Source organism: Paenibacillus sp. FSL R10-2782, from assembly GCF_038592985.1.
In the GTDB taxonomy this organism is placed as follows: domain Bacteria; phylum Bacillota; class Bacilli; order Paenibacillales; family Paenibacillaceae; genus Paenibacillus; species Paenibacillus terrae_C.
In genome coordinates this window covers 661,757-684,776 of record NZ_CP151951.1, presented here as the reverse complement: position 1 = coordinate 684,776, position 23,020 = coordinate 661,757, and the positions used below count along the sequence as shown (strand labels likewise).

25 protein-coding genes and 3 pseudogenes are annotated in these 23,020 nt (G+C 47.0%); 7 read left to right on the top strand and 21 right to left on the bottom strand.

Annotated elements, in window-relative coordinates:
* Positions 1–86: 86 nt before the first annotated feature.
* From NST83_RS03105 to NST83_RS03040, 14 genes and pseudogenes are all read right to left on the bottom strand, one after another.
* Complete coding sequence (locus NST83_RS03105) at positions 87–1,673, bottom strand: diguanylate cyclase (RefSeq protein WP_342416531.1); 1,587 nt, start codon at positions 1,671–1,673, stop codon at positions 87–89.
* 473 nt (positions 1,674–2,146) lie between these two features.
* Positions 2,147–2,356, bottom strand: a pseudogene (locus NST83_RS03100) (family 1 glycosylhydrolase); the annotation flags it as partial.
* A 30-nt stretch (positions 2,357–2,386) separates the two neighbouring features.
* Positions 2,387–2,464, bottom strand: a pseudogene (locus NST83_RS03095) (hypothetical protein); the annotation flags it as partial.
* Between the two features lie 85 nt (positions 2,465–2,549).
* A complete protein-coding gene (locus tag NST83_RS03090) occupies positions 2,550–2,741 on the bottom strand; it encodes a hypothetical protein (RefSeq protein WP_342416530.1) in 192 nt (63 codons plus the stop codon).
* Between the two features lie 49 nt (positions 2,742–2,790).
* Positions 2,791–3,543 carry an SDR family NAD(P)-dependent oxidoreductase gene (locus NST83_RS03085; protein WP_342416529.1) on the bottom strand — a complete coding sequence of 251 codons (753 nt, stop codon included), beginning with the start codon at positions 3,541–3,543 and terminating at the stop codon, positions 2,791–2,793.
* Between the two features lie 309 nt (positions 3,544–3,852).
* Positions 3,853–4,425, bottom strand: coding sequence for a TetR/AcrR family transcriptional regulator (locus tag NST83_RS03080; RefSeq protein WP_342416528.1), 573 nt, complete (start codon positions 4,423–4,425; stop codon positions 3,853–3,855).
* Between the two features lie 141 nt (positions 4,426–4,566).
* The gene (locus tag NST83_RS03075; RefSeq protein ID WP_342416527.1) at positions 4,567–5,604 is read right to left on the bottom strand and encodes an aldo/keto reductase; all 1,038 of its coding nucleotides are present in this window, start codon (positions 5,602–5,604) and stop codon (positions 4,567–4,569) included.
* A gap of 244 nt (positions 5,605–5,848) precedes the next feature.
* On the bottom strand, positions 5,849–6,559 hold the full coding sequence (locus NST83_RS03070) for an SDR family oxidoreductase (protein WP_342416526.1): 711 nt from the start codon (positions 6,557–6,559) through the stop codon (positions 5,849–5,851).
* A 327-nt stretch (positions 6,560–6,886) separates the two neighbouring features.
* Positions 6,887–7,052, bottom strand: a pseudogene (locus NST83_RS03065) (ArsB/NhaD family transporter); the annotation flags it as partial.
* Positions 7,053–7,242: 190 nt separating this feature from the next.
* Positions 7,243–8,571, bottom strand: a complete 1,329-nt coding sequence (locus NST83_RS03060; protein WP_342416525.1) for an ABC transporter permease — start codon at positions 8,569–8,571, stop codon at positions 7,243–7,245.
* A complete protein-coding gene (locus NST83_RS03055; RefSeq protein ID WP_342416524.1) occupies positions 8,564–9,466 on the bottom strand; it encodes an ATP-binding cassette domain-containing protein in 903 nt (300 codons plus the stop codon). Before NST83_RS03055 ends, NST83_RS03060 begins: the two co-directional genes overlap by 8 nt.
* Before the next feature lie 32 nt (positions 9,467–9,498).
* Positions 9,499–10,371 carry an ABC transporter ATP-binding protein gene (locus NST83_RS03050; protein WP_342417859.1) on the bottom strand — a complete coding sequence of 291 codons (873 nt, stop codon included), beginning with the start codon at positions 10,369–10,371 and terminating at the stop codon, positions 9,499–9,501.
* A 26-nt stretch (positions 10,372–10,397) separates the two neighbouring features.
* Positions 10,398–10,799: a GntR family transcriptional regulator gene (locus tag NST83_RS03045; RefSeq protein WP_342416523.1), complete on the bottom strand. Its 402-nt coding sequence runs from the start codon at positions 10,797–10,799 to the stop codon at positions 10,398–10,400.
* Positions 10,800–10,837: 38 nt separating this feature from the next.
* Entirely contained in the window at positions 10,838–11,557 is a 720-nt protein-coding gene (locus NST83_RS03040; RefSeq protein WP_137061450.1) for a hypothetical protein, read from the bottom strand.
* A 271-nt stretch (positions 11,558–11,828) separates the two neighbouring features.
* On the opposite strand from NST83_RS03040, the gene NST83_RS03035 reads away from it, so the two are divergent.
* On the top strand, positions 11,829–13,088 hold the full coding sequence (locus tag NST83_RS03035) for a DUF438 domain-containing protein (RefSeq protein WP_342416522.1): 1,260 nt from the start codon (positions 11,829–11,831) through the stop codon (positions 13,086–13,088).
* Positions 13,089–13,202: 114 nt separating this feature from the next.
* Here the strand turns inward: NST83_RS03035 and NST83_RS03030 are convergent, their stop codons facing one another.
* The gene (locus tag NST83_RS03030) at positions 13,203–13,712 is read right to left on the bottom strand and encodes a GNAT family N-acetyltransferase (protein WP_342416521.1); all 510 of its coding nucleotides are present in this window, start codon (positions 13,710–13,712) and stop codon (positions 13,203–13,205) included.
* A 145-nt stretch (positions 13,713–13,857) separates the two neighbouring features.
* On the opposite strand from NST83_RS03030, the gene NST83_RS03025 reads away from it, so the two are divergent.
* Positions 13,858–15,144, top strand: a complete 1,287-nt coding sequence (locus tag NST83_RS03025) for a hypothetical protein (RefSeq protein WP_137061447.1) — start codon at positions 13,858–13,860, stop codon at positions 15,142–15,144.
* Positions 15,145–15,216: 72 nt separating this feature from the next.
* Here NST83_RS03025 and map read toward each other — a convergent pair whose 3' ends face one another.
* Together map and NST83_RS03015 are read right to left on the bottom strand one after the other, a co-directional pair.
* Positions 15,217–15,966, bottom strand: coding sequence for a type I methionyl aminopeptidase (gene map / locus NST83_RS03020; RefSeq protein WP_342416520.1), 750 nt, complete (start codon positions 15,964–15,966; stop codon positions 15,217–15,219).
* Between the two features lie 123 nt (positions 15,967–16,089).
* Positions 16,090–16,278: a hypothetical protein gene (locus NST83_RS03015; protein ID WP_007428354.1), complete on the bottom strand. Its 189-nt coding sequence runs from the start codon at positions 16,276–16,278 to the stop codon at positions 16,090–16,092.
* A 420-nt stretch (positions 16,279–16,698) separates the two neighbouring features.
* Between NST83_RS03015 and NST83_RS03010 the strand changes: the two genes are divergently transcribed.
* The 3 genes from NST83_RS03010 to NST83_RS03000 all read left to right on the top strand — a co-directional run bounded on the left by NST83_RS03010 (position 16,699) and on the right by NST83_RS03000 (position 18,897).
* Positions 16,699–17,868, top strand: coding sequence for a glycosyltransferase (locus NST83_RS03010; protein WP_342417858.1), 1,170 nt, complete (start codon positions 16,699–16,701; stop codon positions 17,866–17,868).
* Positions 17,869–17,898: 30 nt separating this feature from the next.
* The gene (locus NST83_RS03005; protein ID WP_137061445.1) at positions 17,899–18,180 is read left to right on the top strand and encodes a transposase; all 282 of its coding nucleotides are present in this window, start codon (positions 17,899–17,901) and stop codon (positions 18,178–18,180) included.
* A 378-nt stretch (positions 18,181–18,558) separates the two neighbouring features.
* Positions 18,559–18,897: a DUF4870 domain-containing protein gene (locus NST83_RS03000; RefSeq protein WP_342416519.1), complete on the top strand. Its 339-nt coding sequence runs from the start codon at positions 18,559–18,561 to the stop codon at positions 18,895–18,897.
* A 94-nt stretch (positions 18,898–18,991) separates the two neighbouring features.
* On the opposite strand, the gene NST83_RS02995 is transcribed toward NST83_RS03000, so the two are convergent.
* Entirely contained in the window at positions 18,992–19,921 is a 930-nt protein-coding gene (locus NST83_RS02995; protein WP_342416518.1) for a sigma-70 family RNA polymerase sigma factor, read from the bottom strand.
* Positions 19,922–19,940: 19 nt separating this feature from the next.
* Positions 19,941–20,384 carry a carboxymuconolactone decarboxylase family protein gene (locus NST83_RS02990; RefSeq protein ID WP_137061442.1) on the bottom strand — a complete coding sequence of 148 codons (444 nt, stop codon included), beginning with the start codon at positions 20,382–20,384 and terminating at the stop codon, positions 19,941–19,943.
* A 152-nt stretch (positions 20,385–20,536) separates the two neighbouring features.
* On the opposite strand from NST83_RS02990, the gene mscL reads away from it, so the two are divergent.
* Positions 20,537–21,031 (top strand): large conductance mechanosensitive channel protein MscL, encoded by a 495-nt coding sequence (mscL, locus tag NST83_RS02985; protein ID WP_137061441.1) that lies wholly within the window; start codon positions 20,537–20,539, stop codon positions 21,029–21,031.
* A gap of 107 nt (positions 21,032–21,138) precedes the next feature.
* On the opposite strand, the gene NST83_RS02980 is transcribed toward mscL, so the two are convergent.
* Entirely contained in the window at positions 21,139–21,840 is a 702-nt protein-coding gene (locus NST83_RS02980; protein ID WP_342416517.1) for a histidine phosphatase family protein, read from the bottom strand.
* A gap of 74 nt (positions 21,841–21,914) precedes the next feature.
* Complete coding sequence (locus NST83_RS02975) at positions 21,915–22,208, bottom strand: hypothetical protein (RefSeq protein WP_013308601.1); 294 nt, start codon at positions 22,206–22,208, stop codon at positions 21,915–21,917.
* A 174-nt stretch (positions 22,209–22,382) separates the two neighbouring features.
* On the opposite strand from NST83_RS02975, the gene NST83_RS02970 reads away from it, so the two are divergent.
* Complete coding sequence (locus NST83_RS02970) at positions 22,383–23,015, top strand: NUDIX domain-containing protein (protein WP_342416516.1); 633 nt, start codon at positions 22,383–22,385, stop codon at positions 23,013–23,015.
* Positions 23,016–23,020 lie beyond the last annotated feature (5 nt).

The following is a 23,020-nucleotide window of genomic DNA, read 5'->3' as shown; positions in this document are numbered from 1 at the left end:
AGAAGAGGCGACGGCTGAGAGGTCAGAAATAGATTACAGTCCATTCCGCGCAAATATGCTGGTTGTAAGCATTTTGAGGAGTTACTTTAACCCTCAGAGACTATCGTTCTGTTTCTTCCTCTGCTCTTGGCCAGGTACAATGCCTGATCCGCCTTCTCTATCAGCTCTTCCCGTTCTGACGCATGCAAAGGATAATGGGCGATGCCCAGAGAAACCGTAACTCGTGTCGGAATGGGAGCCCTGCTTTGTTCCAAAGCCCGACGGACTCTTTCCGCTACGTTGAAGGCTTCCTCAGGTCGGTTCAGCAGAATGACGAACTCTTCGCCGCCGTAGCGATAGCAGACATCATCCGGGCGAAGCGAGGTAACTATAACTTCGGCAACATGTTTCAGAACTTCGTCACCGATGAGATGGCCGTAGGTGTCGTTTACGAATTTAAATTTGTCTACATCCAGCATAATGAGCGAAAATGGCAGACCAGAGGCCATCCATTGACTCATCGTATTTTCAAGCGATCTTCGGTTCATTAATCCGGTCAGAACATCCGTCACAGCTTCCTGGGTCAATTGATCCGTCTGCTTCTGAATATTCAACACGGCAAGCAATACAGCCTTGGTGAGCAAATCGGCCTCCTGGCTCCAGTGCGACTTCGCTTCCGGCATTACAATCTCTTCCTTGCCCATCTTACTCACCAGATTTGCCAGATGGACGAAAGGCCGGGCTAACATGTACGCCACAAGTATGACTCCTATCAGCAGCATGATGAACGGAAACAACGAATACCAGAGAATGGTCTGAATTTGACCCATCAGTTGATGATGGATTAGACTAATCGGCGAAACGACCACAATTCCCCATCCGTTGGCCGGAACACTGGAGTACCCGGCAAGCATCTCGACGCCACTGGTGTTGCGAACTTGCTGTTCCCCGCTTTCCCCCTTCATCAACTTCTGCACTACCTTGTTGCTGCTGACATCCTTCCCGAGGAGCTGCTTGTCCGGGTGATACAGCAGACGTCCGTTGGAATCCACAATATAATAATAAGAACCGGAATCGTCCACATTACCGTTGCCAAAAATATCTGACAGGATATTGTTCTCCTGAAGATAAAACGTGCCGCTCAAAATACCGAGATATTTATCGGAGCTGCTGAAAATCGGTTGACTCATAAATACGATGAGTCTCTTAGTGTTTGGAGTCATGTAAGGGGAAGAAATATACGGTTTTTGGAGTGCCAAAGCTTCCAGACTGGCCTTAGACGTGATATGCTGACCTGCCGTTCCCACTCTAGCCGGCGCTACATTGCGGATCAGCCCGTTGGCTTCGACCACTGTGATGGAATTGAAGAAATTGCTGCTGTTGCGCATCAGATCTAAATAATCGTCCACTTGCTTCGAAGTCATGGCATCAACATCGGAAAGTTTATCGGCACTGTATTCCAAGCTGCCGCGCATGGATCTAAATAAAGAATCCATCGTCCTGGAAATGCGATCAGCGTTGGAGTAATTCAGATAGAGCGTCGTCTCCGTCAATGATTTCTTTTGGGACTCATAAGAACCAACCAGAAGAATGCTTGAGGTTAGCAGAACCACCAGCGTCACCAAGCCCGTAAGCAACGATATGAGACTTATCTTTTTACTTTGACGATGTTCGGCTCTTCTCGGTGTAGACAAACTATGACCCTCCTTGGTCCCTAAAAACTTGTTAAATCCATAATACATCAAATTCTAAGGTTATTCGACAATTAGTCGGTGACCCCATCTTCTCATAATATAAATGAGTAAGACTGAAAAAATGCAAGGGCCTCGGGAACTTGAACTTGCTTCACTCGGACACTTCAGACAACATGATATCTAGCAAGTCATTTCCATCAACTTGGCAATGAAAAGGTCATCTTGGGCATCTCCGCGAACACGCTGTATCGTTGTAGCCGAACACAACCAAGATGGGAAACAGGCTTTCTCATGAGAACCTTTTAAACCAGCAGTTTGTTGCGGGGTTCCCAAACGAGGTTCTGTTTATTCTCCTTTTGTAGCTAGCCATAAAAATTGTTGTCTGAACACCCCCTATAGAGAAAACAAAAAAACCGCAACTATCACGGTTTCTTAAGCATGCTATTCTTGTGCTTGGGCAAAAACAAATTTGGCTACAGTTCTTCGCCATTGGATTCAATGACTTTTTTGTACCAGTAGAAGCTCTTCTTCGGCGTTCTGCTCAGGTCACCATTGCCATCGTTGTCTTTGTTGACATGGATGAAACCGTAGCGTTTTTTCATTTCGCCTGTTGAAGCACTAACCAGGTCGATACAACCCCACATCGTATAAGCAATGAGCTCCACGCCGTCTGCACCTGCTTTAATAGCCGCTGCTGCTGCTTTTCGGAAATCTGCAATAGTCGTTTGAATATCCTCTTTGCTTAACTCACGCGGAACGGGGATGTCCTGCATACCTTTAGCAGTAAACATTTCTACACCTGGCGCGATTGCAGATGGCGCAACAGGTTGACGATGATGTGTGTATTGTCTGGGTGCGACATGCGACCAGCATGCATTAATTGGATATACATATAACCACCTGCTTCATGCACTGCACTGTAACCTTTTTCCATCCTTTAATATGCTTATCCGTATAAAATCCCGGTGTACCATCTTCTTGCGATCTACTACGTGTCATTGGTGCCATTGCTAAACGATGAGGTAGTACCATTATTCCAATGTTCGTTTTACTCCACAACTTTTCCATTCTGATACTCTCCTCTTCAAATGAAGTTATACGGATATATAAATTCGATTTAAAATTCTGAAATTATTGGATATATTTCGCCTCTCAGATTGAAATCATAGTTCTGGTCTACAATCCCTACCACCTCGTTGCAATCATAAAGATCTACCATGAAGCCCGCCATTTGTTTGGCAGTGTGGTACTTAGGCATGTTTGCTTTGTAATCAAATTCTTCAGCATCTATTGATTTCTTCACGAATTCCGTTTCCGTTATAGCTGGTGCTAAAACTTTTGCCTTTAGTTTTGCTCCTTTCAGTTCTAGTTCTTTTGCAAGCCCTTCTGTGAAGGCACTAACGTAGTATTTGGATGCGGAATAAGCAACGCTCCCAACAGCAATGGCATATCCGAGTGCGGATGATACGTTAATTAACTGAGTTCCTTCTACATCAGCATAATCTCGCACATATAGTGTAGAAAGGATCGTCAAGGATTCGATGTTAACACGTAACATAGTTTCAACTTTATCTAAATTCTGTTCTACTACAAATGAAGCTTCACCGAGCCCCGCATTATTAATCCAGGTCTCAATTTGGTATTCCTTTAAATTGTTATACAGTGTGTAGGCCTGATCTGTAACAGACAGATCACTTGTACGAACAATAACATTTACATTAGGATCAATTTCCTGAATTGTTGATTTAAGCTCTTCTAACTTATCTAATCTTCTAGCTACCAAAATTAAGTTTTTGCCACGTGCAGCAAATGCCAATGCCGTCTCATATCCAATTCCTGAACTTGCTCCTGTGATAACTGTGTACTTCATAATATTCTCTCCTTCATAAAATGCAGATTATTGTACATGAATTTCAAAAACAAATTAATTTAGAACGATCATTCTTATTCGGGTAAAAAAAGTTAGATCTAACTTGCTTTAAGTATATCGATTTTAGAACGAACAGTAAAGAATTATTTTCGCGGCTAAAAATTTTAATTTTGAGACCGAATTTCTTGTCTTGTTTGGGGCATAAGATACAAGTTCTTTCCTCCGCTAGAGGGACAAGAACTTGTATCGCGGAAACAAAAAACTTCCATTTAGGTGACTCCTTTTGCCCGATAAGTTGTAATTACACTTTTAATCTAATCCGGACAGTGTCATATCAATAATATCCTTTAATTTTTGTTGATCCGTTGTTGTCTTAACCAACGTCCGTAGCCCCAACCAGGCATTCATTAAATAATGGGAAATAACTCTAGGTTCAAAGTTAGCCTTGATCTCACCCGTTTGCTGCCCCTCCAGAATAAGGGTAGCCAATAATTCCTCAGTTTGGGTATAACTCTTCTGTACCAGGGATGCAACTTCTGGATCCAACACGCCCAGTTCCACGCCTGAATTCACGAGGAAACATCCTAGAGGTTCTCCTTCATTTCTTAATGTCGACTCGAACATTTCTCGAATTAAGCCCTTGACCGGTTTTTGTCTTTCAACCAGACATTTCATTTTGCTGGTCTGCTTCGTTTCATATCGTTCGAGTGCCTTCATAAATAAGGCATGCTTATCACCAAAAGTATCATAGATACTTCTTCGGTGAATGCCCATAAAATTAACCAATTCTTGCATTGAAGTTTTCTCATATCCTTGTGCCCAGAACAGGCGTATTGCTTTATCTAATACTTCATTAACTTCAAATTCCTTGGATCTTGCCATTGTAATCACCTCGAATCATCATTATACATTGAAGTGAACGATCGGCAAACTGGAAAGAGGAACGTGAATAAAATCAAACGATAAGTCGCTTGATTTTATTCTTGGTGTATGGAATACAGGTATGATGCCTATCTTATATACTTAACTCAGGATTCTTCGTTTGTCTGCTTGTAACCAATCGGGTGTCCAACCTTTTTCCAACGCATCTAGGGTTACTCCTGGTGGAACAATGGCATCTATCGCATCCAGTATATCGCTGCTTAATCGGATGTCACTACCCTTTAACGTTTCCCGGAGTTGTTCAATTGTTCTTGCCCCAACAATGGCAGAAGTAATGGACGAATGAGCTTGTGTGAATGCCATGGCAAGATGAGGTAAAGTTAATCCTGCTTCATCTGCAAGTGTTTGGAGTTTGGATATGGCTTCAAACTTGATGCGGTTTTCTTCTCGATTAGGGTCAACAACAGATTTTAAGCGTCCAGCGAAGGTGGCTGCTCTTGAATCCGGGGCGACAGCTTCTCCTGAACGGTATTTTCCCGTTAATAAGCCCCCCGAAAGTGGGCTCCAAACCAAAACACCCATTCCATATTTTGCTGTGGCAGCAAGTAGATCGAATTCGATACTTCGGTTTAAAATGGAATACGGGGCTTGCTCAGAGACAAAACGTGCTACATTTTTGCGTTCGCTAGTCCATTGAGCTTCGGTCACTTGCCATGCCTGAAAATTGGATGTACCAATATAGCGAATCTTCCCTTCACGAACCTGGTCCGTAAGTGCGTCAAGACTCTCTTCAATATCGGTATGGAGATCCGGCTGATGTAGTTGATACAAATCGATATAATCCGTTTGCAACCTTCTCAAGCTACCCTCAACTGCACGCTTAATCCAATATTTCGAGTTACCGGATTGATTAAGTCCACTACCCATGGGCATTCCGCCTTTCGTGGCCAGAATAACATCCTGTCTGCGTTCTTTTAGAATGTGACCCAGAATTTCTTCGGATTGACCACTTGAATAGACATCCGCAGTATCGATCAGGTTAATTCCTCCAGCCAAAGCTTCATCCAACATGACTGCAGCTTCTTTCTCCGTGTTATTCCCCCAAAAACCAAATGTACCTGTACCTAATACAAAACTGCTTACTTTAAGGCCTGTATTTCCTAATACACGATATTCCATGTTCAATCCATCCCCTCTCCATCTGTTATAATAAGAACGATCATTCTAATATATTTGCAAAAATTCTCTGATTTTCTTTTGAACAGATGATCCCAATCAATTCAAAAGCTGCGACTGCATCTATCCACCACTACTCTTATGCATTAATGGCTAAGCCATAATTGATATATCTTTCATGTCTCCAGTTCCTCACAATTCATCACTTACGATGTGAGTTCACCGACGAGGTCATGATTAAATTTGGTTACCACGGAACTTGAGTGTCCATGTAATAGAATTCACCGGTCGGGCCGTCCTCTGGCAAAGTCGCTAACCGAACTGCTGTAATCGCTCCATCTGCTTCGGACAGCTCTGCATTTTCCCCACCCATTTGCGTTTTGACCAAGCCTGGATGCGTGGAATTGATTTTCAGGTTTGTGTCCTTCCATTTTTGTGACCAATATACCGTAAGCAAATTTAGTGATGCTTTGGATGCCGAATATGCTGGACTGGCCATCGCCTGCACAGATTCGTTGGATAAATTTAACTGAATCGATCCCAAAGCACTGCTTTGATTGACGATTCTTCCCGCATCGCTTTTTAATAACAGTGGCAACAAAGCTTCCGTAATATAATATGGCGCGAAGGTGTTTACTTCGAACGTATCACGCAGGAAATCCCCTTCATATCCCGAATTTTCGACCAAGATTCCCGCATTGTTCACCAGTATATCTAGACGGCCATATTCCTTATCAATGAAGTGAACCAATTCAGCAATGTGCTCAGCATTCGTAACTTCGAGCTGTACACCAATAGCTTGAATACCTTCAACCTGCAGTTTGCTTGCAGCCTCGTCGGCCTTCGATTTCGTACGTGCACCAACCAATACTGTTATTCCTTGCTGACCTAATTGTCTGGCAACTTCGAAACCGATTCCTTTATTTGCACCTGTTACAAGTGCGATTTTGTTAGACATTAACCTATTCCTCCTACATCAACAATATAACATATTGAGAACGATCGGTAAATAATAACTATTTATGACCGCAATTAATCGAGCATATCTTTTGAGTCTTGGCTGCGTCCTACTCTCTCAGGACCTGCGGTCCAAATATCATTAGCGTTAGAAATGGAAGAACAACGTAGATCGCTGCAAAAGGAAGTCAGACAACAAGTATTACGTTTGAAGAGATAATTCCCTATTGGGTCTGTCATTAAATCTCGAATGCTAAAAATAGCATAATCAATGCTTCTTGAAAGAAAATAAGGACTATCTCCCATAGGAAATAGCCCCTTTACTGAAGTAGCCAACCAACAGCACCGCGAGAATGATCCAGGACATACGGAACATTTTTTGGATTTTTAATCGCTTCTGTAGGTATCATTCATTGTGCGGCATCAAACGTTTTTGGTATCCTTTTGTGGAAAAAGAGATACAGTACTACCATACTAGCCAATAAGGAAAATAATCTTCTCATCCAATTTCAGTACCCAAACCATCGCTAGAACAAGGTGTCAAAATGAAGGCCGCACCGTAACTTAACTAATGTATACCGATGCATAAATATTCATTTCTCATCAATTGTGAAATTTTTTTCTCATTTGATCTGAAAATATTCTCATTAATTATGACACCACACACAAAAATCAAATTCAATCCTATATCTTATACGCCTTCATGGCCTTTCTTAGCTCCTTGAATGAAGGGCGCTTGCCGTACATTAAGACACCAGTACGGTAGATTTTGGCGGCTAGCCAGCCGAAGAACAGAATGGATGCAACCAGTATGGCAAGTGACAGCCAGATCTCCAGCAGGCTCGCCCGCTCCAGACCAATCCGCAGCAGCATGACGGTCGGCGAAAAAAACGGAATATACCCGGCGACCTTGACGAACATCGTGTCAGGTGCGGCGATATTGAAGATACCGATATAAAAGGCTGCCAGTGACAACATGGTAATCGGCATGACCGCCTGCCCCAATTCTTCGGTACGGCTGACAATGGAGCCGACAGCAGCGAACAATACCGCGTACAGGAAGTAACCGAGGATGTAGAAAACCAGGCCATATCCAAGCACTGTGGTATTCAACTGCGACAGATCCAGCCCAGCCGAACTGAGGATAGCGCTGTTATGCGGCAGCATAAGGTTGGCGCACACCACAGCGGCAAAAACAGCAATTTGCAGCAGACCCACCAGGAAGATACCAATAATTTTCCCAAACATCTGGGTCAAAGGAGATACGCTCGTGATGAGAATTTCCATGATGCGTGAGCTTTTTTCCGAAGTCACTTCTGAGGCAATCATATTGCCTGTCATCATCGACGAGGTGAAAAACAAAATCATGAGTACATAGACCAAGCCATAGTTAATCATGGAAGCTTCTTGGTCCTCTGTTCCAGCAGCCTGACCTGTTTCAGAGGGACTGTTCACTTCTCGACTGTGCACGGTAACAGGCGTACTAATTTCACGGACTTGCTCACTGGTCAAGGTATTCACACCGATCATAGCCTTGACCTTTGCCTCCTGAAGTCCGGTTTGCAGCAGTGTGATTACAGCCGGGGATGGTGCTTTTTCAATAGATACGTACTCTACTTTGGGAAAAGCTTCTCCCTTTGCGGCAGGCTCCGTGAACTCCACATAGCCTTGCAGCTCCCCGTCTTTCAAGGCTTGCTGCATTGCTGGAGCTTGTGGGTTGTCATAACGCACCCAGGTAGCTGCCGGGTTGGGCTGAGCCTTTGTAAATTGCTCCAGTTGATTCGCTACTTCTGTCCGGCTTCCGGCGATCAGTCCCAAGCGATGATGCTCAGCAGCCGATTTACCGGAACCCCCTGCTCCACCCATTCCTTCTCCCTTAAACAAAGAAAGCAGATACGGCAGATTCATGCCAAGAGTAATGAGCAAGGCCAGCACCAGCGTCGTAATGAGAAAAGATTTGGTTCTCGCCTTCTGGCGAAACGTAAAACCGATAACCGTACCCAGTCTATTCATGAGAATCACCCACCTCTCGTATGAAAATTTCATTCAGCGTAGGCTCTTTAATTTCAAAATGCTCGACATCCGTTTGCTCCAGCGCCGTCTGTAAAATGAACTTGGCCGCATCCGGCTGTTCAATATGCAGCAGCCAGCCCCGATCCATTCGCTCTACACGCCGCACGCCGGGCAGTTGATCCAGTCCCTTCACTTCGCCTGTGGCGATGAGACGAACTTTTTCACGCGGGTAGCGGCCTTTAATCTCCGACACGCTTCCCTGTACAACGGTATTCGAACGATGCAAAATCGTAATATGGCGGCACAGTTCCTCCACATGCTCCATCCGGTGGGTCGAGAATAAAATTGCAGCCCCGTCGTCCCGCAGCTCCTTCACCGTATCCTTCAGCAGCTCGACGTTCACAGGATCAAGTCCGCTGAACGCCTCATCCAAAATGAGCAGCGTCGGGCGATGCACAACGGCAGCAATAAAGCCCATTTTCTGCTGATTCCCCTTGGATAGCTCCTCTATCCGCTTGTCATAATATTCCGGCACGCCAAAGCGTTCCAGCCAGTAGCGCAGACTTTTGTCCGCATCCTTGGCTGACATTCCTCGCAGCCTGCCCAAATAGTTAATTTGCTCGCTCACCTTTACCTTGGGATACAACCCTCGTTCCTCAGGCAAATAACCCATCGTTCGTTGAAGCTCCTTGCTGTATGGCTTGCCCTCATATTGAATGCTTCCCCCGTCAGGGTAAATTAGACCAAGCACCATGCGCATCGTTGTCGTTTTGCCTGCTCCATTGCCTCCCAACAGTCCGTAAATCTCCCCGCCGTTCACATCCAGCGAAATGCCGTTAACCGCCGTGTGGTTGCCATATTGCTTCACAACCTGCTCCAATTGCAGCATACTCATGAATCTCCAGCCCCCTTTTTCCGCTCTATAATCTATTCTTCACCTGCTAATTGCCCCTCAGACCAATACCATAAAATATCATCCAGCTCCAGACTCCGCACACGGATCGGACGAATACCCGCCTGTTCCAATATCGCGCCGGCTTCTCCGGCCTCCAACGTTACAATCCGCTGCAATCCGCCTTCACTCTCTATCTCTATAACCCCCGGCAGCTCCGATGCTTCCTCAGATGTACCCTCAAACCACATTTCCTTGCTATTTTCGAGCAGGTGGTCCTTTTCCAGCTTGCCGAGCAGCCGTCCTTCATGCATCAGGACAATATAATCGGCCAAACGCTTGATCTCGTCCATGATATGAGTCGCAATAATAACCGTCGTTTTGCCGTTTTCCATACAATCCCGCAGTTCCTCCAGCATAATCTTCCATGCAAAAGGGTCCAATCCCGACGAAGGCTCGTCGAGCAGCAACAAACGGGGATGAGGCGCCAAAGCAGCAGCCAGCTCAAACTTGCGGCGCTCTCCCTTGGACATACGCGATAATCTCGTATGCTGTGGAACCTGAAAGCGTTCCAGCAACCGCTGGAATCGGGTTTCGTCCCAGCCCGGATACCACAACGCCCGAAAAGCCGCTGCTGCTTCTGCTGTAAGTCGGTCTTCCTCACGGGTCGGCTGCTCCGGCACATATCCAACCCACTGCCGCGTATCTACGGGCATACCATCCGGGTACGCCTGACCGAACCAGCGAATTACACCGGAATCCGGGTGGACAAGCTGGGTTAGCAGATGCAGCAAAGTGCTTTTCCCTGACCCGTTATGTCCTGCCAAAGCGACCACATAGCCCGGTTCAATCGTCAAATTAATCGGCCCGATTCCCCGGTTTCCCCGCTTTTTATAGACTTGGCTCATCTCTATGATTGGTGTTTCCACGGGCATCACTCCTTCGCTTGGACTTTATACTTTCTCTTCACCATGTCTGCGAAAAGTTCCAACAATTCCTGTTCTGTCATCTGTACCGCCATACCTGTAGCAATTGCTGCCTCCAATGCCTCGGTCACTGCCTTAAGGCGGTAGCCTGAGCGTAGATCTTCCTCGACCAGAGCTACGAAGGTTCCCGTTCCCTGCCGGGTACGAAGCAAGCCTTCGTTTTCCAAATCCTGATAGACCCGCCGGACGGTAATCACGCTGCAACGGAGTGTCCCCGCAAACTCCCGTATGGAGGGAAGCAGCGTTCCCGCTGCAATCTGCCCGGTCACGATGAGTGAACGAAGCTGCTTTTCAATCTGTGCATATAGCGGTTCCGCGCTATTCTCATCAATTTGCACCGGTATGTTCACCTGCTTCTCCCCCCTTATTTATCTTTGTATACACGCCCCTAAGCCAGATCCCGCTTCATGAGCCTGCGCAATGTCATCCGGTAGGACACGAACATCCCGATAGCCCCTGCCGCCAGCGCTCCCCACATCACCGGAGATAATAGCTGCCACTCCTTGCTGAAATATGCCGTCGTCGATACCAGATTCACCCCGTATATTCGAACTGCCATCGCAATGATTCCGCAAACCAGCATGATCACAAGCGATAGCCAGAAATAGGCTTTCCCTTTTTTAAGAAACTCCAAATGAATATAAATGGCCTGAATCAGCATCCCATAACCGACCCAGGTGAGCGCAAACGATACAAAAAAGCCCGTGCCAGCATATACCCGAAGCGTACCTGATAACGTAAACAAAAGGATAAAAAATAACACGCTATTCACGATAAACGCCAAAACCGCCTGTTGAATTCGACTTATAATCACCGCGCTCACCGGTATGGGCAATATGCGGAGAAAAGCCAGCATGTGCGTATAAGAATCCTCCTGCAAATATTTGAAGGCACGACGGTTATAAATGAATCCAAGAAACGGAATCAGCACCAGCATGACAAAATCGGCTGCCGGATTCAAGGCTGCACTATCACCCAACTGCATACTTACAACAAAGCTCATGGTAACACCCAGGTACATAATAAACAGTAACGTCCACAGCATTACATAAGGATTATTGCGAAAATCCTGACGGGTGATCATCCATGCCTGCTTCATGATTGTCATATTCTTATCCAGGTCCCTTCTGCACTGTCCGTAACGACGTCTCAGCCTCATATGATTTCTGAGGTGCCGTCACAGCATACAGTGTTATTACTGTATATATCTTTATGCACAGTATATAAACTAAGAATCACACCTGTCAATCCCTATCCGTCCACTCTGCCAAATTGTGCGTACAATCACAAAATCCCGCGAATACCTATGCTACCCTGTAACTGATAAACATTCTCATTCAAGGCGATAAACGCATTCAAACATAAAGGAGCGAACCATCATGAGCGAGCTGATCAATAACCGCGAACACACAGCAAAGGAACTCACAGAACGCCAGCAAATATTAAAGGAAATTATGAAGGAACTACATGACGGGAAAAGCGTGGATGAAGTCAAAGCGCGCTTCGCAGTGGCAGTTGGCGGGGTAAGTGTAGCAGAAATTTCGGCCATGGAGCACGCCCTGATGACCGAGGAAGGAATCCCCGTGTCGGAGGTGCAGCGTCTCTGTTCCGTCCACACGTCGATATTCAAGGGCTCGATTGAGGATATTCACCGTCCTTCCGGACCGGAGGAACAGCCGGGACATCCCGTTCATACCTTCAAGCTGGAAAATCGGGAGATTGAACGGCTGGTCAACTTCCAGCTCGCACTGCACGCAGATCAATTCCAAAAGGATGATAGCCCCAAAATCATTTACAAGCTGCTGGAGGATTTAAGTCTGCTGCTGGATCTGGATAAGCACTATAGCCGCAAAGAAAATCTGGTCTTTCCTTATCTAGAACGCTATGGAATTTTTGGTCCAACCAAAGTCATGTGGGGTGTGGACGACAGCATTCGTGCCGCCATCAAGGAGGCGAAGAGTCTGCTCGCTGAATATAACGGAGATCGTGAACAGATTGGGCAGACGCTCACCCATATCATGACCGAAGTGAACGAAATGATATTCAAGGAAGAGAATATTCTGCTGCCGATGGCGCTGGGTAAGCTAACAGAGGATGAGTGGCTGAAAATAGCTCGTGAAAGTGCAGAAATCGGGTTCTGCCTGACCGCTCCTGAGCGGGAATGGATACCTGAGCGAGCAGAGGAGCCTGTCGAAATGGATGAGCAAAAGGAAGGAACATCAGGAACTCCCCAAGGCTTTGTGCGATTCGAGACGGGGATTGTGTCTGTGCAACAATTGGAGCTGCTGTTGAATCATCTACCCGTCGATCTGACCTTTATAGATGAAAATGATGTCGTTCGTTACTTCTCCCATGGCAAAGAGCGAATATTCGCCCGTACGAAGGCCGTCATTGGACGTACCGTGCAGAATTGCCACCCGCCGCAAAGCGTGCATGTCGTAGAGAAGCTGCTGGAGGATTTTAAAGCCGGACGCAAGGATGCTGAGGATTTTTGGATACCGATTAAAGATAAATTCGTCTACATTCGGTACTTCGCAATCCGTGATTCAGAGGGCCGCTATCTGGGGACGCTGGAATTCACACAAAATATCGCGCCTATTCGCGCTCTGGAAGGACAGAAACGGATTTTATCCGATTAATCATTATCCGCTACACAAAGATGACTCGCCGTATACCTTTGTTTCCAGGTAACATCAAAGGAGTCTTCTCCACTTTACATGTAGAGAAAGACTCCTTTCCATTTGTACATTCCGCTATTTATGTTCCCACCCGTAAGCCACCATGTTCAGGTTCTTGTCACCCATTTTTATAAGGTGCTGCTCAACTATAAGCTTAGCCCCCGGTTGCTCATAAAAATAGCGAGCCGGATTATCTGCTAACACCCACACGATGGCAGAGTGTATGTCCATACTGCTTAAATGTTGAAGAAGACGCATGAATAATTGCTTTCCCCATCCTAGACTGTGGTATTCTTTTAACACATAAATAGCAGTTACCTCTCCCTCATACGGGGGATATTCACCTGACTTTTCCGGCCCTCCACTTACAAATCCGCTGATTTCCCCCTTCTCATTTTCAACCACATATACCTGATGATCGTCTTCACTGGATATATTTGATTTCCACAGCTCTGTTCTTTGCTCGTAGGAAAGCCGCTCCAGAGCCTCAGCGGGTATGATATTTTTGTAGGTGGTTCTCCAGCAATCCACATGCACCTTGGCGATGCCTGCCGCATCTGATATCGTCGCTTCTCTGATCATCATTTTGGCTCCACTTCCATTTCCAATATTATGCTTTCTATTATACCGACGAGCCCATTCTTGATCTATAATAAGAATTACCATTGTTTACGGAAGTTCGATGCAACGGCAATCCCTTTACTCATCATTCATTACTGGAGGATTGGACTTGAATAAAATCATTTCATTCTACGTTCCGCTTGGCATCTCATCATTGATTGCCGCGCTGACCCATGTCATCGTCAATGCCGTGCTCGCACGCTCGGAGCATCCCTCGTTCACATTGAGCAGCTATGCGGTGGCAGTCAGCCTGTGCCTGCTGCTGGAAACCCCGTTAACCGCCGTACGACAGATGACCACGAAATTCGGATATGACCGTCAATCCGTTCGTTCCATCGGTATTTTATGTGCGTGTGTAGCGGCGGCTGTACTGGTTATCGGCTGGAGTATTGGTCTTTCACCTGCTGGTAATCTGGTCTTTCACTATGTATTTGGCGTATCTCCAGCCTTGATCGAACCCACCAAAAGTGTGTTTCAGGTGCTTACTCTGCTATACATACTAGTAGCCGTCCGCAACATCTATCAGGGGCTTATCATTAACAAGCACCGGACGGCCTGGATGACGTTCAGCTCATCTATCCGTATTGTCACGATGCTAATCGCATCCTGGTTTCTAATTCAGGCCGGCTGGACAAATGACGGGCGGATTGGTGCTGCCATCTTTATTGCAGGTATCTTCATTGAACTGGTCGTTACCTTTTTGGAAGGCCGCGTTTTGAAAAGAAAGCTCCCACCTGACAACGGCCAGCAAACCATTCACCATGCAAGGCATCTGCTTCCATTTTATCTTCCCTTGCTGTATTCGGCGCTGGTGCTAGTTGTTCTGAATCCGTCCATACAGGCTGCGCTGAACAATACAACCGATCCATTATTGGCCGTAGCGTCCTTCTCCGTCGCTTTGCAAATCCTGAATCTGTTCGTCTGGTTTTGTAGCTCCCTGCATCAGATTGTCATTCAATTCTACACGAGCAAGCGTCGGGAGGTTCTGATATTTTTGAGCGTTCTGTCCGCCCTGTCGCCATTATTATTGCTGCTGTTGTCCTTTGAATTTGCAGGTGACCCTATTTTGCGGAATGTGTTGGGACTGGAAGGGGAACTGCTGGTAGAAACGAGAGGCTTGCTTCGCATACTTTCAATCTATGTTGCATTTTATCCATGGGTAGAATATTTCATTGGACGGTCGATATTGATCGGCAATACCAAACCTGTTTTCATCGGCAGATTGTTCTCCGTTTCCTTTGCGATTCTCGCGCTCATTCTATGCATCTCCTTTTTCCCGGGGCTGGACGGACAGGTGGCAGGAATCGTTATGGCCGTTTCCTCACCCGTCGAATTAGGTATCTATTTGTGGCTTTACCGAAAAATCTCTCTGAACACGATGAGCGTGTCCTCCTGAATAAAAAAGCCTGCCAAGAGAGCCCCTTGCACATGCCAGGTGAAATGGGACTCCCTATGGCTGTACCGATCCTTATGCGGTCAAAATGTACGGGCCGTTCTTCGTGATCGCAATCGTGTGCTCATATTGTGCGCCCCAACTGCCGTCCGCCGAGGTGATGGTCCAGCCATCATCCCCCCACAATACAGCCCCCTCCGTTCCGAGGGTAAATACCGGCTCGATGGTGATTACCATCCCTTCGCGCAGCGGCAGCCCCGTTCCAGCACGGCCATAGTGCAAAACATCCGGCGGCTCGTGCATCTCACGACCAATACCGTGCCCGATCAAGGGCTTAACGATGCCGTACCGCCGCCAACCTGCCGCTTTTTCCACTGCGTGCCCAATGTCACCCAGCTTCCTGCCCGGACGGGCTGCCTCGATTCCGCGTACCAGTGCCTTATGCGTTTGCCGTAACAACCTCGCTACCGGGCGACTGACGTTACCTACTGCATAGGTCCAGCCCCGGTCGGCCAGCCAGCCATCCTTATTGACGACGATGTCGATGGTCACAATATCCCCGTCATGAAGCACCCGCTCCGAGGGAAAGCCGTGGCATACCACCTCGTTGACCGAAGCGCAGGTGGCATAAGGAAAGCCCCTATAGCCTTTTTGCTCAGGCGTGGCTCCCCGCTTGCTCAAAAATTGCTCTACCCACGCATCTATTTCCAGCGTGGTCATTCCCGGAAGGATACGACTCTCCAACGCACGATGACAATCTGCCAAAATACGTCCGGCCTCCCTCATATAGCCGATTTCCTCCGGTGTCCGTATGGCTATCTCCATTGGAATCCGCCTCCTTTACGACCTATCCCATTGTATGCAGGGCGGACACAAAAAAACCGTCTCCTCTGTGGATAGACGGTTTATAAAAGTCGTAATCCTATGTTTTGCGGGTCATCGAACCCTTTAAGATACTGAAGAATTTATGCGACCGAGTTCGTTTTCCACCACCATGGTCAACTCTTCCTCATACCCTCCTGTAATCCGGTATTTTCGCACATATTCCTTTACAAATTTTTTGGGATCCTTAGGCCGGAAAATTCGAGTCATTTCCCGCAGACTTTCCTTAACTTCATTGTGACCTTTCGTTGCCATGTTACTCCCTCCCAAAACGTTGAAAATAAGTGCTCCGTTGAAGAGAATGCCGAAAAGTATTGATGTCCTTATGCAGTGAAGTAGTATGTCTAATTGCAGCTTAGGTCGGGAACGCCTTATGCAAGGCATGTACCTGACACTATTATTAACCGAATTTCTATTGGCTGAATCACTACCCTAGTATAACATATTCAAGTACAGCTTTCAGCTTTCCAGAAATTTTACATATAATTTACCCAAATTTTACGCTACACGTCATATTGGAGTTGCCATCTTGGCTATTACAGGAGGGTATACCTATTTATCGGCTTTTGCGGCGTATGTGTTTGGGGTAAAATAAATAAACATACAAGGAGAATGGAAACGAACGTTCCTGAAGTGAGCTACATGTGCTTATTGAATTATAGGGGGCTAGACATGATGGAAGCCGCAGCACCAAAAATTTTAATATTGTATGCCAGCTACGGAGAAGGCCATGTGCAAGCCGCCCGAGCTATTATGGACAGCTTGCGGAGGCTCGGACGCTGCGAGGTTCGGTTACTTGACCTGATGGCTGAATCCCACCCCTGGTTGAACGGTTTAACCAAATTTGTCTATATGCAAAGCTTCAAGACCATTCCCTGGCTTTACGGTTGGGTCTATAACATAACCCGTGAAATGCAGGCAAAATCAGCCTTTGGCAGTGTGCTGCATTCCTTTGGAATGCGCCAGCTTGCGTTCACTCTGGAAAAGGAGAAGCCTGACCTTGTCATACATACGTTCCCGCAGCTCGCTCTCCCGGCGTTACGCCGCAAATTGGGGATGAAGCTGCCCCTTGTAAACGTGGTTACGGATTTTGACCTGCACGGACGTTGGCTGCATCCCGATATCGACCGCTACTATGTGGCAACCGAGGATATACAGCAGGAAGCCGCACAGCGGGGAATTTCTCTTGAGCGGATTGTCGCCACAGGTATCCCCATTCATGCTTCGTTTTATAAAAGGCTTGCTGATGATACTGATCCAGAAGATGCTGATGTGGTTGATGATTATCCAATTCCACTGCCAGATCCGGGAACTACAACGCTGCTCATTATGGCAGGTGCCTATGGTGTGATGTCCGGTATATTGGACATCTGTCGGCAATTGAGCCGCCTCCCGCAGCTGCGGCTACTGATCGTCTGCGGACGTAATCCGCAGCTAAAAGCCGAGTTGGATGGGCTGTATGCAGACCACCCCGATATCCACATCTTCGGATTCATCGACTATGTACCCGCACTTATGCACGCAAGCGATATGGTCATTACCAAGCCCGGCGGCATCACTCTCTCGGAAAGCATCGCCTCCGAGTTGCCCATCCTTGTGTTCAAGCCTGTACCCGGTCAGGAGCTGAATAACGCCCTGTATCTGGAGCAAAAGGGAGCCGCTCGCATTGCCCGTAATACGCAAGAGCTGATTCAACATTGCGTCGACCTGATCTCCAATCCCTCTCTCGCTATAGGAATGAAACAGTCCATTGAGCAATTACGCAAACCTCATCCTGCAGACCGGATTGCCGAGGATATTTTGCACCAGCTTGTGGATAAAATCCCTTCCATACGGACAAATTAACATTGAAAAAGTCAGACGGAGGGGATACCAATGGAACGCAAAGGAAAGGATTTGCTCCCGCTAACGGGTGAGAAGGTAGAAGTAGACGGTATTTATGTCGATGAGGACGGACATGAGCAGCATTTACATCGGGGACAGCATTTTCCCGCCGATGTTGTTCTAGGCGATTCCGAGTGGAAAATGACCGAATACGCCTTTGACAATCATCATGACGGACGTACCGATGAACGACTTGTCCCCAAAGAGGATGACGAGAATAAAAAGGGTAAAATTACACATCCCCGCCGCCGTTTACAACGCGGAGATCGTTAATACGGGAAAGAAAGTATCTAAATAAAATATCCACAGATAAGTATATCTTGTTGATATATTGTGCACAATTTGTGTACAAAGCGTGGATACAACCTATGTTGTCTACAATTTGTGCACAAATTGTGTATAACAACTGTTTATTTTGTGGATAAATATTATGAATCAGTGGATAAATTGCGTACAACATGTGCAAAAAATGTGGATAACGTTGAAAAAGGCTGAGCGAAACCTACTCGTTCAGTTTTTTTCGTGTTTTTATACACATGCTCGGCTTGAACTTTTTCTGCCGCAGGTTGGCATAACCTTAATTCCTGTCCTCATACCCTGTATAGTACGGAGCTTGCGTATGAATAACCTATAAAGGGGGATTGGCCTTACATGTCAGTCTACAAGTCTTCCACAGGAATGGATGAAAATATAGCAGCTGTCCTGTGCTACCTGTTCGCATTCCTTGGTGCATTGGCCTTCGTGTTGCTGGAAAAGAAAAGTCGGTTCGTTCTGTTTCACGCTCTACAATCCATTTTTCTGTTCGTAGCCCTCATGATCGGGCATGTGCTCGCAGGACTCATTCCGCTACTCGGCCCTCCACTCGCTTCCCTGCTGACACTGGCAGGCATCGTCTTATGGATCGTCCTGATCATTCATGCTGGACAAGGCAAGTGGCTCAAGCTTCCTTGGATGGGTGATCTAGCCCTCCATCAAGCTCGGCAGTTGTGAGAGCATGTGTATATTTAACCAGGATTTAAAAACAGCAAAAACCTTGATCCTGAGAAGGAATCAAGGTTTTTGTGGCTTGTCGCCTTTTTTATGCTCATACCCGAATATGCCCCAGCTTGTCCGGATTGATCATCAAGTAAAAATCCTGAATATGCTCCCCGTCCGGTGTCAGACTGATGCACAAGACCTCCCTCACTGTGCCTTCTTTCAAGAATACGAGCTGTACCTCACCATTGATAACGGTGCGAACCAGTTCTCTCTCCCGTAATACGGTTAATACCCGACGAGAGGTTAGCAAGGCGAGAACGCCTTTGCGAACGACCATGGGTCTCATCACCGTATGCACATTGCCTCCGCCATCTGCCACAAATACGGGCTGCTCAGCCAGCAGCTCCAGCATAGCGCTAACATCGTAGGCGAGAAAGGCGGCCGTAAAACGTTCCAGCACCTTTATTCTGGAAGGATTCATCGTACTGCCGCTAATCGAATCAGCATGGGCAGATTCCTCGGAAGCAAGAATACGGCGGGAGCGACTGAACAGCTGACGACAGTTACTTTCGGTCTTTCCCAGTAATTCCGCGATCTCTTTATAGTCATATTGAAAAGCTTCCCTGAGCACAAAAACAGCCCGTTCCATCGGCTTGAGCTGCTCCAACAGAACCAGAAAAGCGTAAGATATCATATCTTTACGCTCCAACCAATCCGCTGGCAGATCGGCGCTCTCACCAAGCGGCTCTGGCAGCCACTGTCCAACATATGTCTCTCTTTGCTTCCGCGCAGAGTTCAGCAGATTCAGACACCGATTCATCGTCATTTTGGCAACATAGGCTTTGGGATTCTGTAAGTTCTTCAGGGGCTTATTCCTCAATTCGACAAAGCAGTCTTGAACTACATCCTCGGCATCCGTTACTGTCCCAAGCATTCGATAAGCAATGGCAAAAGAATATTTACGATACCTTTGATATAGCTCCTCCAGACTTAAATCCGCCGATTCTGGTTCAATCCCGTGTTCTTTGCCAGTCAAAGTATGGCCCCCTGTTCGATTAGAGACTACCCGGATACATCCCCGTCGCAATAGCAATCCGGTTCCAACTGTTAATGACGTTAACCGCCATGATTAAGTCCACATATTCTTCCTCACTAAAATGTTCCCTGACCCGATTATACAAATCCGCAGGCACCCCTTGTTCAGAAATACGGGTAACTGCTTCAGCTAATTCAAGCATAGCACGTTCTTTTTGTGTGAACAAAGGAATCTCACGCCACAGGGCCAACTGCAAAATGTGATCCCCATAGTCCCCCAGTTTCAGTAGATCCTTGGCATGCATGTCCAAGCAATAGGAACACCCGTTGATCTGGGATACTCTGATTTTCAGCAGCTCATACAGCACCTTGTCTGTAAAACGTCCGGAAATATATTTTTCCATCTCCATCATAGTCTTAAACGTACTTGGGCTCACTGCTCTGTAATTCAGTCTTAAACTCACGAAACATCGCCTCCATCATTGGTTTACACTTAGAAGACAAATGAAGCTGTGGATTTGTGACAAGGTGCAATATAAACAATTTGGAATTGCCCTCAATTGACATAGCATGTATTATAGATAAATGATTTTATGTAAAGAAGGTGAGCATTCATATGAACGGAAAAGGTTTTATTAAGGAGTTTAAGGAATTTGCTGTACGGGGTAACGTGATTGATCTCGCGGTCGGTGTTATCATCGGTGGAGCGTTCGGCAAGATTGTCACTTCTGTAGTAAATGATATTATTATGCCTCCGATTGGTAAGCTTCTGGGCGGCATGAATTTTCCAGACCTATATGTTGCTTTAAGAACTGCCGAGCCTTTGAATGCTGACGGTACACGCATGACTCTGGCACAAGCCAAAGATGCAGGGATCGCCGTTCTTGCTTACGGACAGTTTATTAACGTCCTGCTTGACTTTATGATCGTGGCCTTCTGCGTGTTCCTGCTGGTCAAAGGAATCAACATGCTGAAGCGTAAAGAGGAAGAAAAACCTCCTCAAGAAAAAACGACCAAGGAGTGTCCACACTGTCTGTCGGAAATTCCCAAGGCTGCAACCCGCTGCGCACATTGTACCTCCAAGCTGGAAGGTTACGTAGAAGCACACTAACCGATTTCAGCCGGGAAGCGTCGATCAAGAACCATTGATATAACTACAAAAAGCGGCTTAGACGATGAAACGTCTAAGCCGCTTTGATTATAGTATTGAAGGCTTGATCAGCTAAAATTGGTGATAATGCCACGGGGCCTGACGGGCAAGCCCTCTGCGTATAGATGGGAGACGTCACCGAAGCCGATGCAACGGGGAGTCGCCCACTCCTTGGAACGCTCATCAAACAAGATCGTGGTTACGGAGCTAGGCGGCATCCAGAAACCGGACCAGACTAGGGCCAGTGGCAGCTCCAGTAGATGGGCAAGCCAGGTCAGTCCGAAGCCGCCATGGCAAAATACGGCCACCCGGTCTTCGGTATGCTTCAAAATCCGATATTTGCCCCCAACCCGCTCAAAGCCTTGGCGCTTCAAGAATTCATCGGAATGCAGCTTTAGCTGCTCGAAGGTTTCGGGGCTTTGCGTTCCCTGATAATAGGAAATCTCCTTCCAGGAGTCATGCGTCGGCAGAGGCATCTCAGAGCGGATCACTTCACCGGGTAAATCCCAATGAGAGAGACGCCCGTAAGGCGTTTCCTCCAGCTTCAATCCCAGCTCCTGCGTCCAGTGCTCCACTTCATGAGTCATACCGAGAGAATCGGCGGTGTATCGCATCGTATCCAGCGCACGCCCCATAGGAGAAGCATAAATACGGTCCAGTCCATGACTGGAAAGCCGCTTGGCCAGGGCCTGAGCCTCTAAATGCCCTTCCGGAGTTATGGTATTGTTCGGATAATCAGGATCTGCGTGCCGAATGATATACAATCTCATATTTCTTTTCTCCGTTTCTATGAAATGACAACAGGACAGCTTGATCTCATCCTATTCGTAGCCCTCCTAAACTCTTAATGCTTATTCAGCAAGGTTTCAAGGATCGCACGTAAATCCCGGTCTTCCTGATAAACTTCCTCACCCGTATCCAGCTCAATAACCCGGATATATGTATAATTCGCTCTGGCATCGACTGGCTTGAAAATCAATTCCTCCGGATTGTCCGGACGGACATCATAACCCATATTTTTGAACATATCCGTGATTTGATCAATACCCGGCTTGCCACCGCTTTCCAGCATAATCAATCCGCGCAGCTCCTTGGGTTCTTCCGGATGCATGACCCGAAAATGTACGATACATTCCATGTAAAATCGCTCCTTTCGATCGTATACCTATTTTTATGGCGTAAATCTCCACGTTCCCAGCATACCCCAAACCCCACTCCACATTCCATAGCCGCCTTCATATCGTCAGGACGGAAAACACGTTATACTGTAAAATAGACCTTTTACATCTGCTTATAATGAGGAGGAACCACGATGACTAGCGAGCTTCTGGACATCTATGATGATGAAGATAAGCCCCTTGGCACAGCTTCCCGCCAAGATGCACACGCCAAGGGATACTGGCACCATACCTTTCACTGCTGGCTGGCACGAGATACTTCAACAGGCCGCCGCTTGCTTTTTCAACAGCGCCAGGATACGAAGGACACTTTTCCCGGCTACTACGATATTACGGCAGCAGGCCATTTAACGGCAGGTGAGGAGGTATCTCAGGCAGCACGTGAGTTAGAGGAAGAACTGGGCATTCACGTTCCCTTTACCTCATTGACACCGCTGATGGCCGTCCGATATGAGAGCAAAGGAACCGCGCAGGGCACATCTTTTTGGGACCGTGAGGTCAGCTCGGTGTTTGGATTGCTGTCGAACCAGCCATTGGAGGACTATCGTCTCCAGCAAGAAGAAGTGGCCGGGCTATACGAGGCAGACCTCGAACAGGCACTGGCCCTCTTCGAAGGCCGCATTCCTTTTCTCGAAGCCAACGGCATATCCTCGGGGCCGAGCCCCGAACAGCATCGTCGCCTGATCACATCGGATCAATTCGTACCTCATAAGGCCGGATACATTACATCTATATGCCGGGCTCTGATGGAACTTCCCGCCCGATAAAACTT

Coding starts and splice junctions, on each gene's coding strand:
- NST83_RS03070 (WP_342416526.1), bottom strand. CDS start 6,559: ATGTCTAACAAAATCGCACTTGTAACAGGTGCAAATAAAGGAATCGGT.
- mscL (WP_137061441.1), top strand. CDS start 20,537: ATGAACGGAAAAGGTTTTATTAAGGAGTTTAAGGAATTTGCTGTACGG.
- NST83_RS03040 (WP_137061450.1), bottom strand. CDS start 11,557: ATGACAATCATGAAGCAGGCATGGATGATCACCCGTCAGGATTTTCGC.
- NST83_RS03060 (WP_342416525.1), bottom strand. CDS start 8,571: ATGAATAGACTGGGTACGGTTATCGGTTTTACGTTTCGCCAGAAGGCG.
- NST83_RS03055 (WP_342416524.1), bottom strand. CDS start 9,466: ATGAGTATGCTGCAATTGGAGCAGGTTGTGAAGCAATATGGCAACCAC.
- NST83_RS02975 (WP_013308601.1), bottom strand. CDS start 22,208: ATGGAATGTATCGTACATTTTCGGGTCATGCATCCGGAAGAACCCAAG.
- NST83_RS02970 (WP_342416516.1), top strand. CDS start 22,383: ATGACTAGCGAGCTTCTGGACATCTATGATGATGAAGATAAGCCCCTT.
- NST83_RS02980 (WP_342416517.1), bottom strand. CDS start 21,840: ATGAGATTGTATATCATTCGGCACGCAGATCCTGATTATCCGAACAAT.
- NST83_RS03050 (WP_342417859.1), bottom strand. CDS start 10,371: ATGAGCCAAGTCTATAAAAAGCGGGGAAACCGGGGAATCGGGCCGATT.
- NST83_RS03015 (WP_007428354.1), bottom strand. CDS start 16,278: ATGGCAACGAAAGGTCACAATGAAGTTAAGGAAAGTCTGCGGGAAATG.
- NST83_RS03030 (WP_342416521.1), bottom strand. CDS start 13,712: ATGATGATCAGAGAAGCGACGATATCAGATGCGGCAGGCATCGCCAAG.
- NST83_RS03085 (WP_342416529.1), bottom strand. CDS start 3,543: ATGAAGTACACAGTTATCACAGGAGCAAGTTCAGGAATTGGATATGAG.
- NST83_RS03075 (WP_342416527.1), bottom strand. CDS start 5,604: ATGGAATATCGTGTATTAGGAAATACAGGCCTTAAAGTAAGCAGTTTT.
- map (WP_342416520.1), bottom strand. CDS start 15,966: ATGGAGATAGCCATACGGACACCGGAGGAAATCGGCTATATGAGGGAG.
- NST83_RS03035 (WP_342416522.1), top strand. CDS start 11,829: ATGAGCGAGCTGATCAATAACCGCGAACACACAGCAAAGGAACTCACA.
- NST83_RS03080 (WP_342416528.1), bottom strand. CDS start 4,425: ATGGCAAGATCCAAGGAATTTGAAGTTAATGAAGTATTAGATAAAGCA.
- NST83_RS03005 (WP_137061445.1), top strand. CDS start 17,899: ATGGAACGCAAAGGAAAGGATTTGCTCCCGCTAACGGGTGAGAAGGTA.
- NST83_RS03090 (WP_342416530.1), bottom strand. CDS start 2,741: ATGGAAAAGTTGTGGAGTAAAACGAACATTGGAATAATGGTACTACCT.
- NST83_RS03010 (WP_342417858.1), top strand. CDS start 16,699: ATGGAAGCCGCAGCACCAAAAATTTTAATATTGTATGCCAGCTACGGA.
- NST83_RS03000 (WP_342416519.1), top strand. CDS start 18,559: ATGTCAGTCTACAAGTCTTCCACAGGAATGGATGAAAATATAGCAGCT.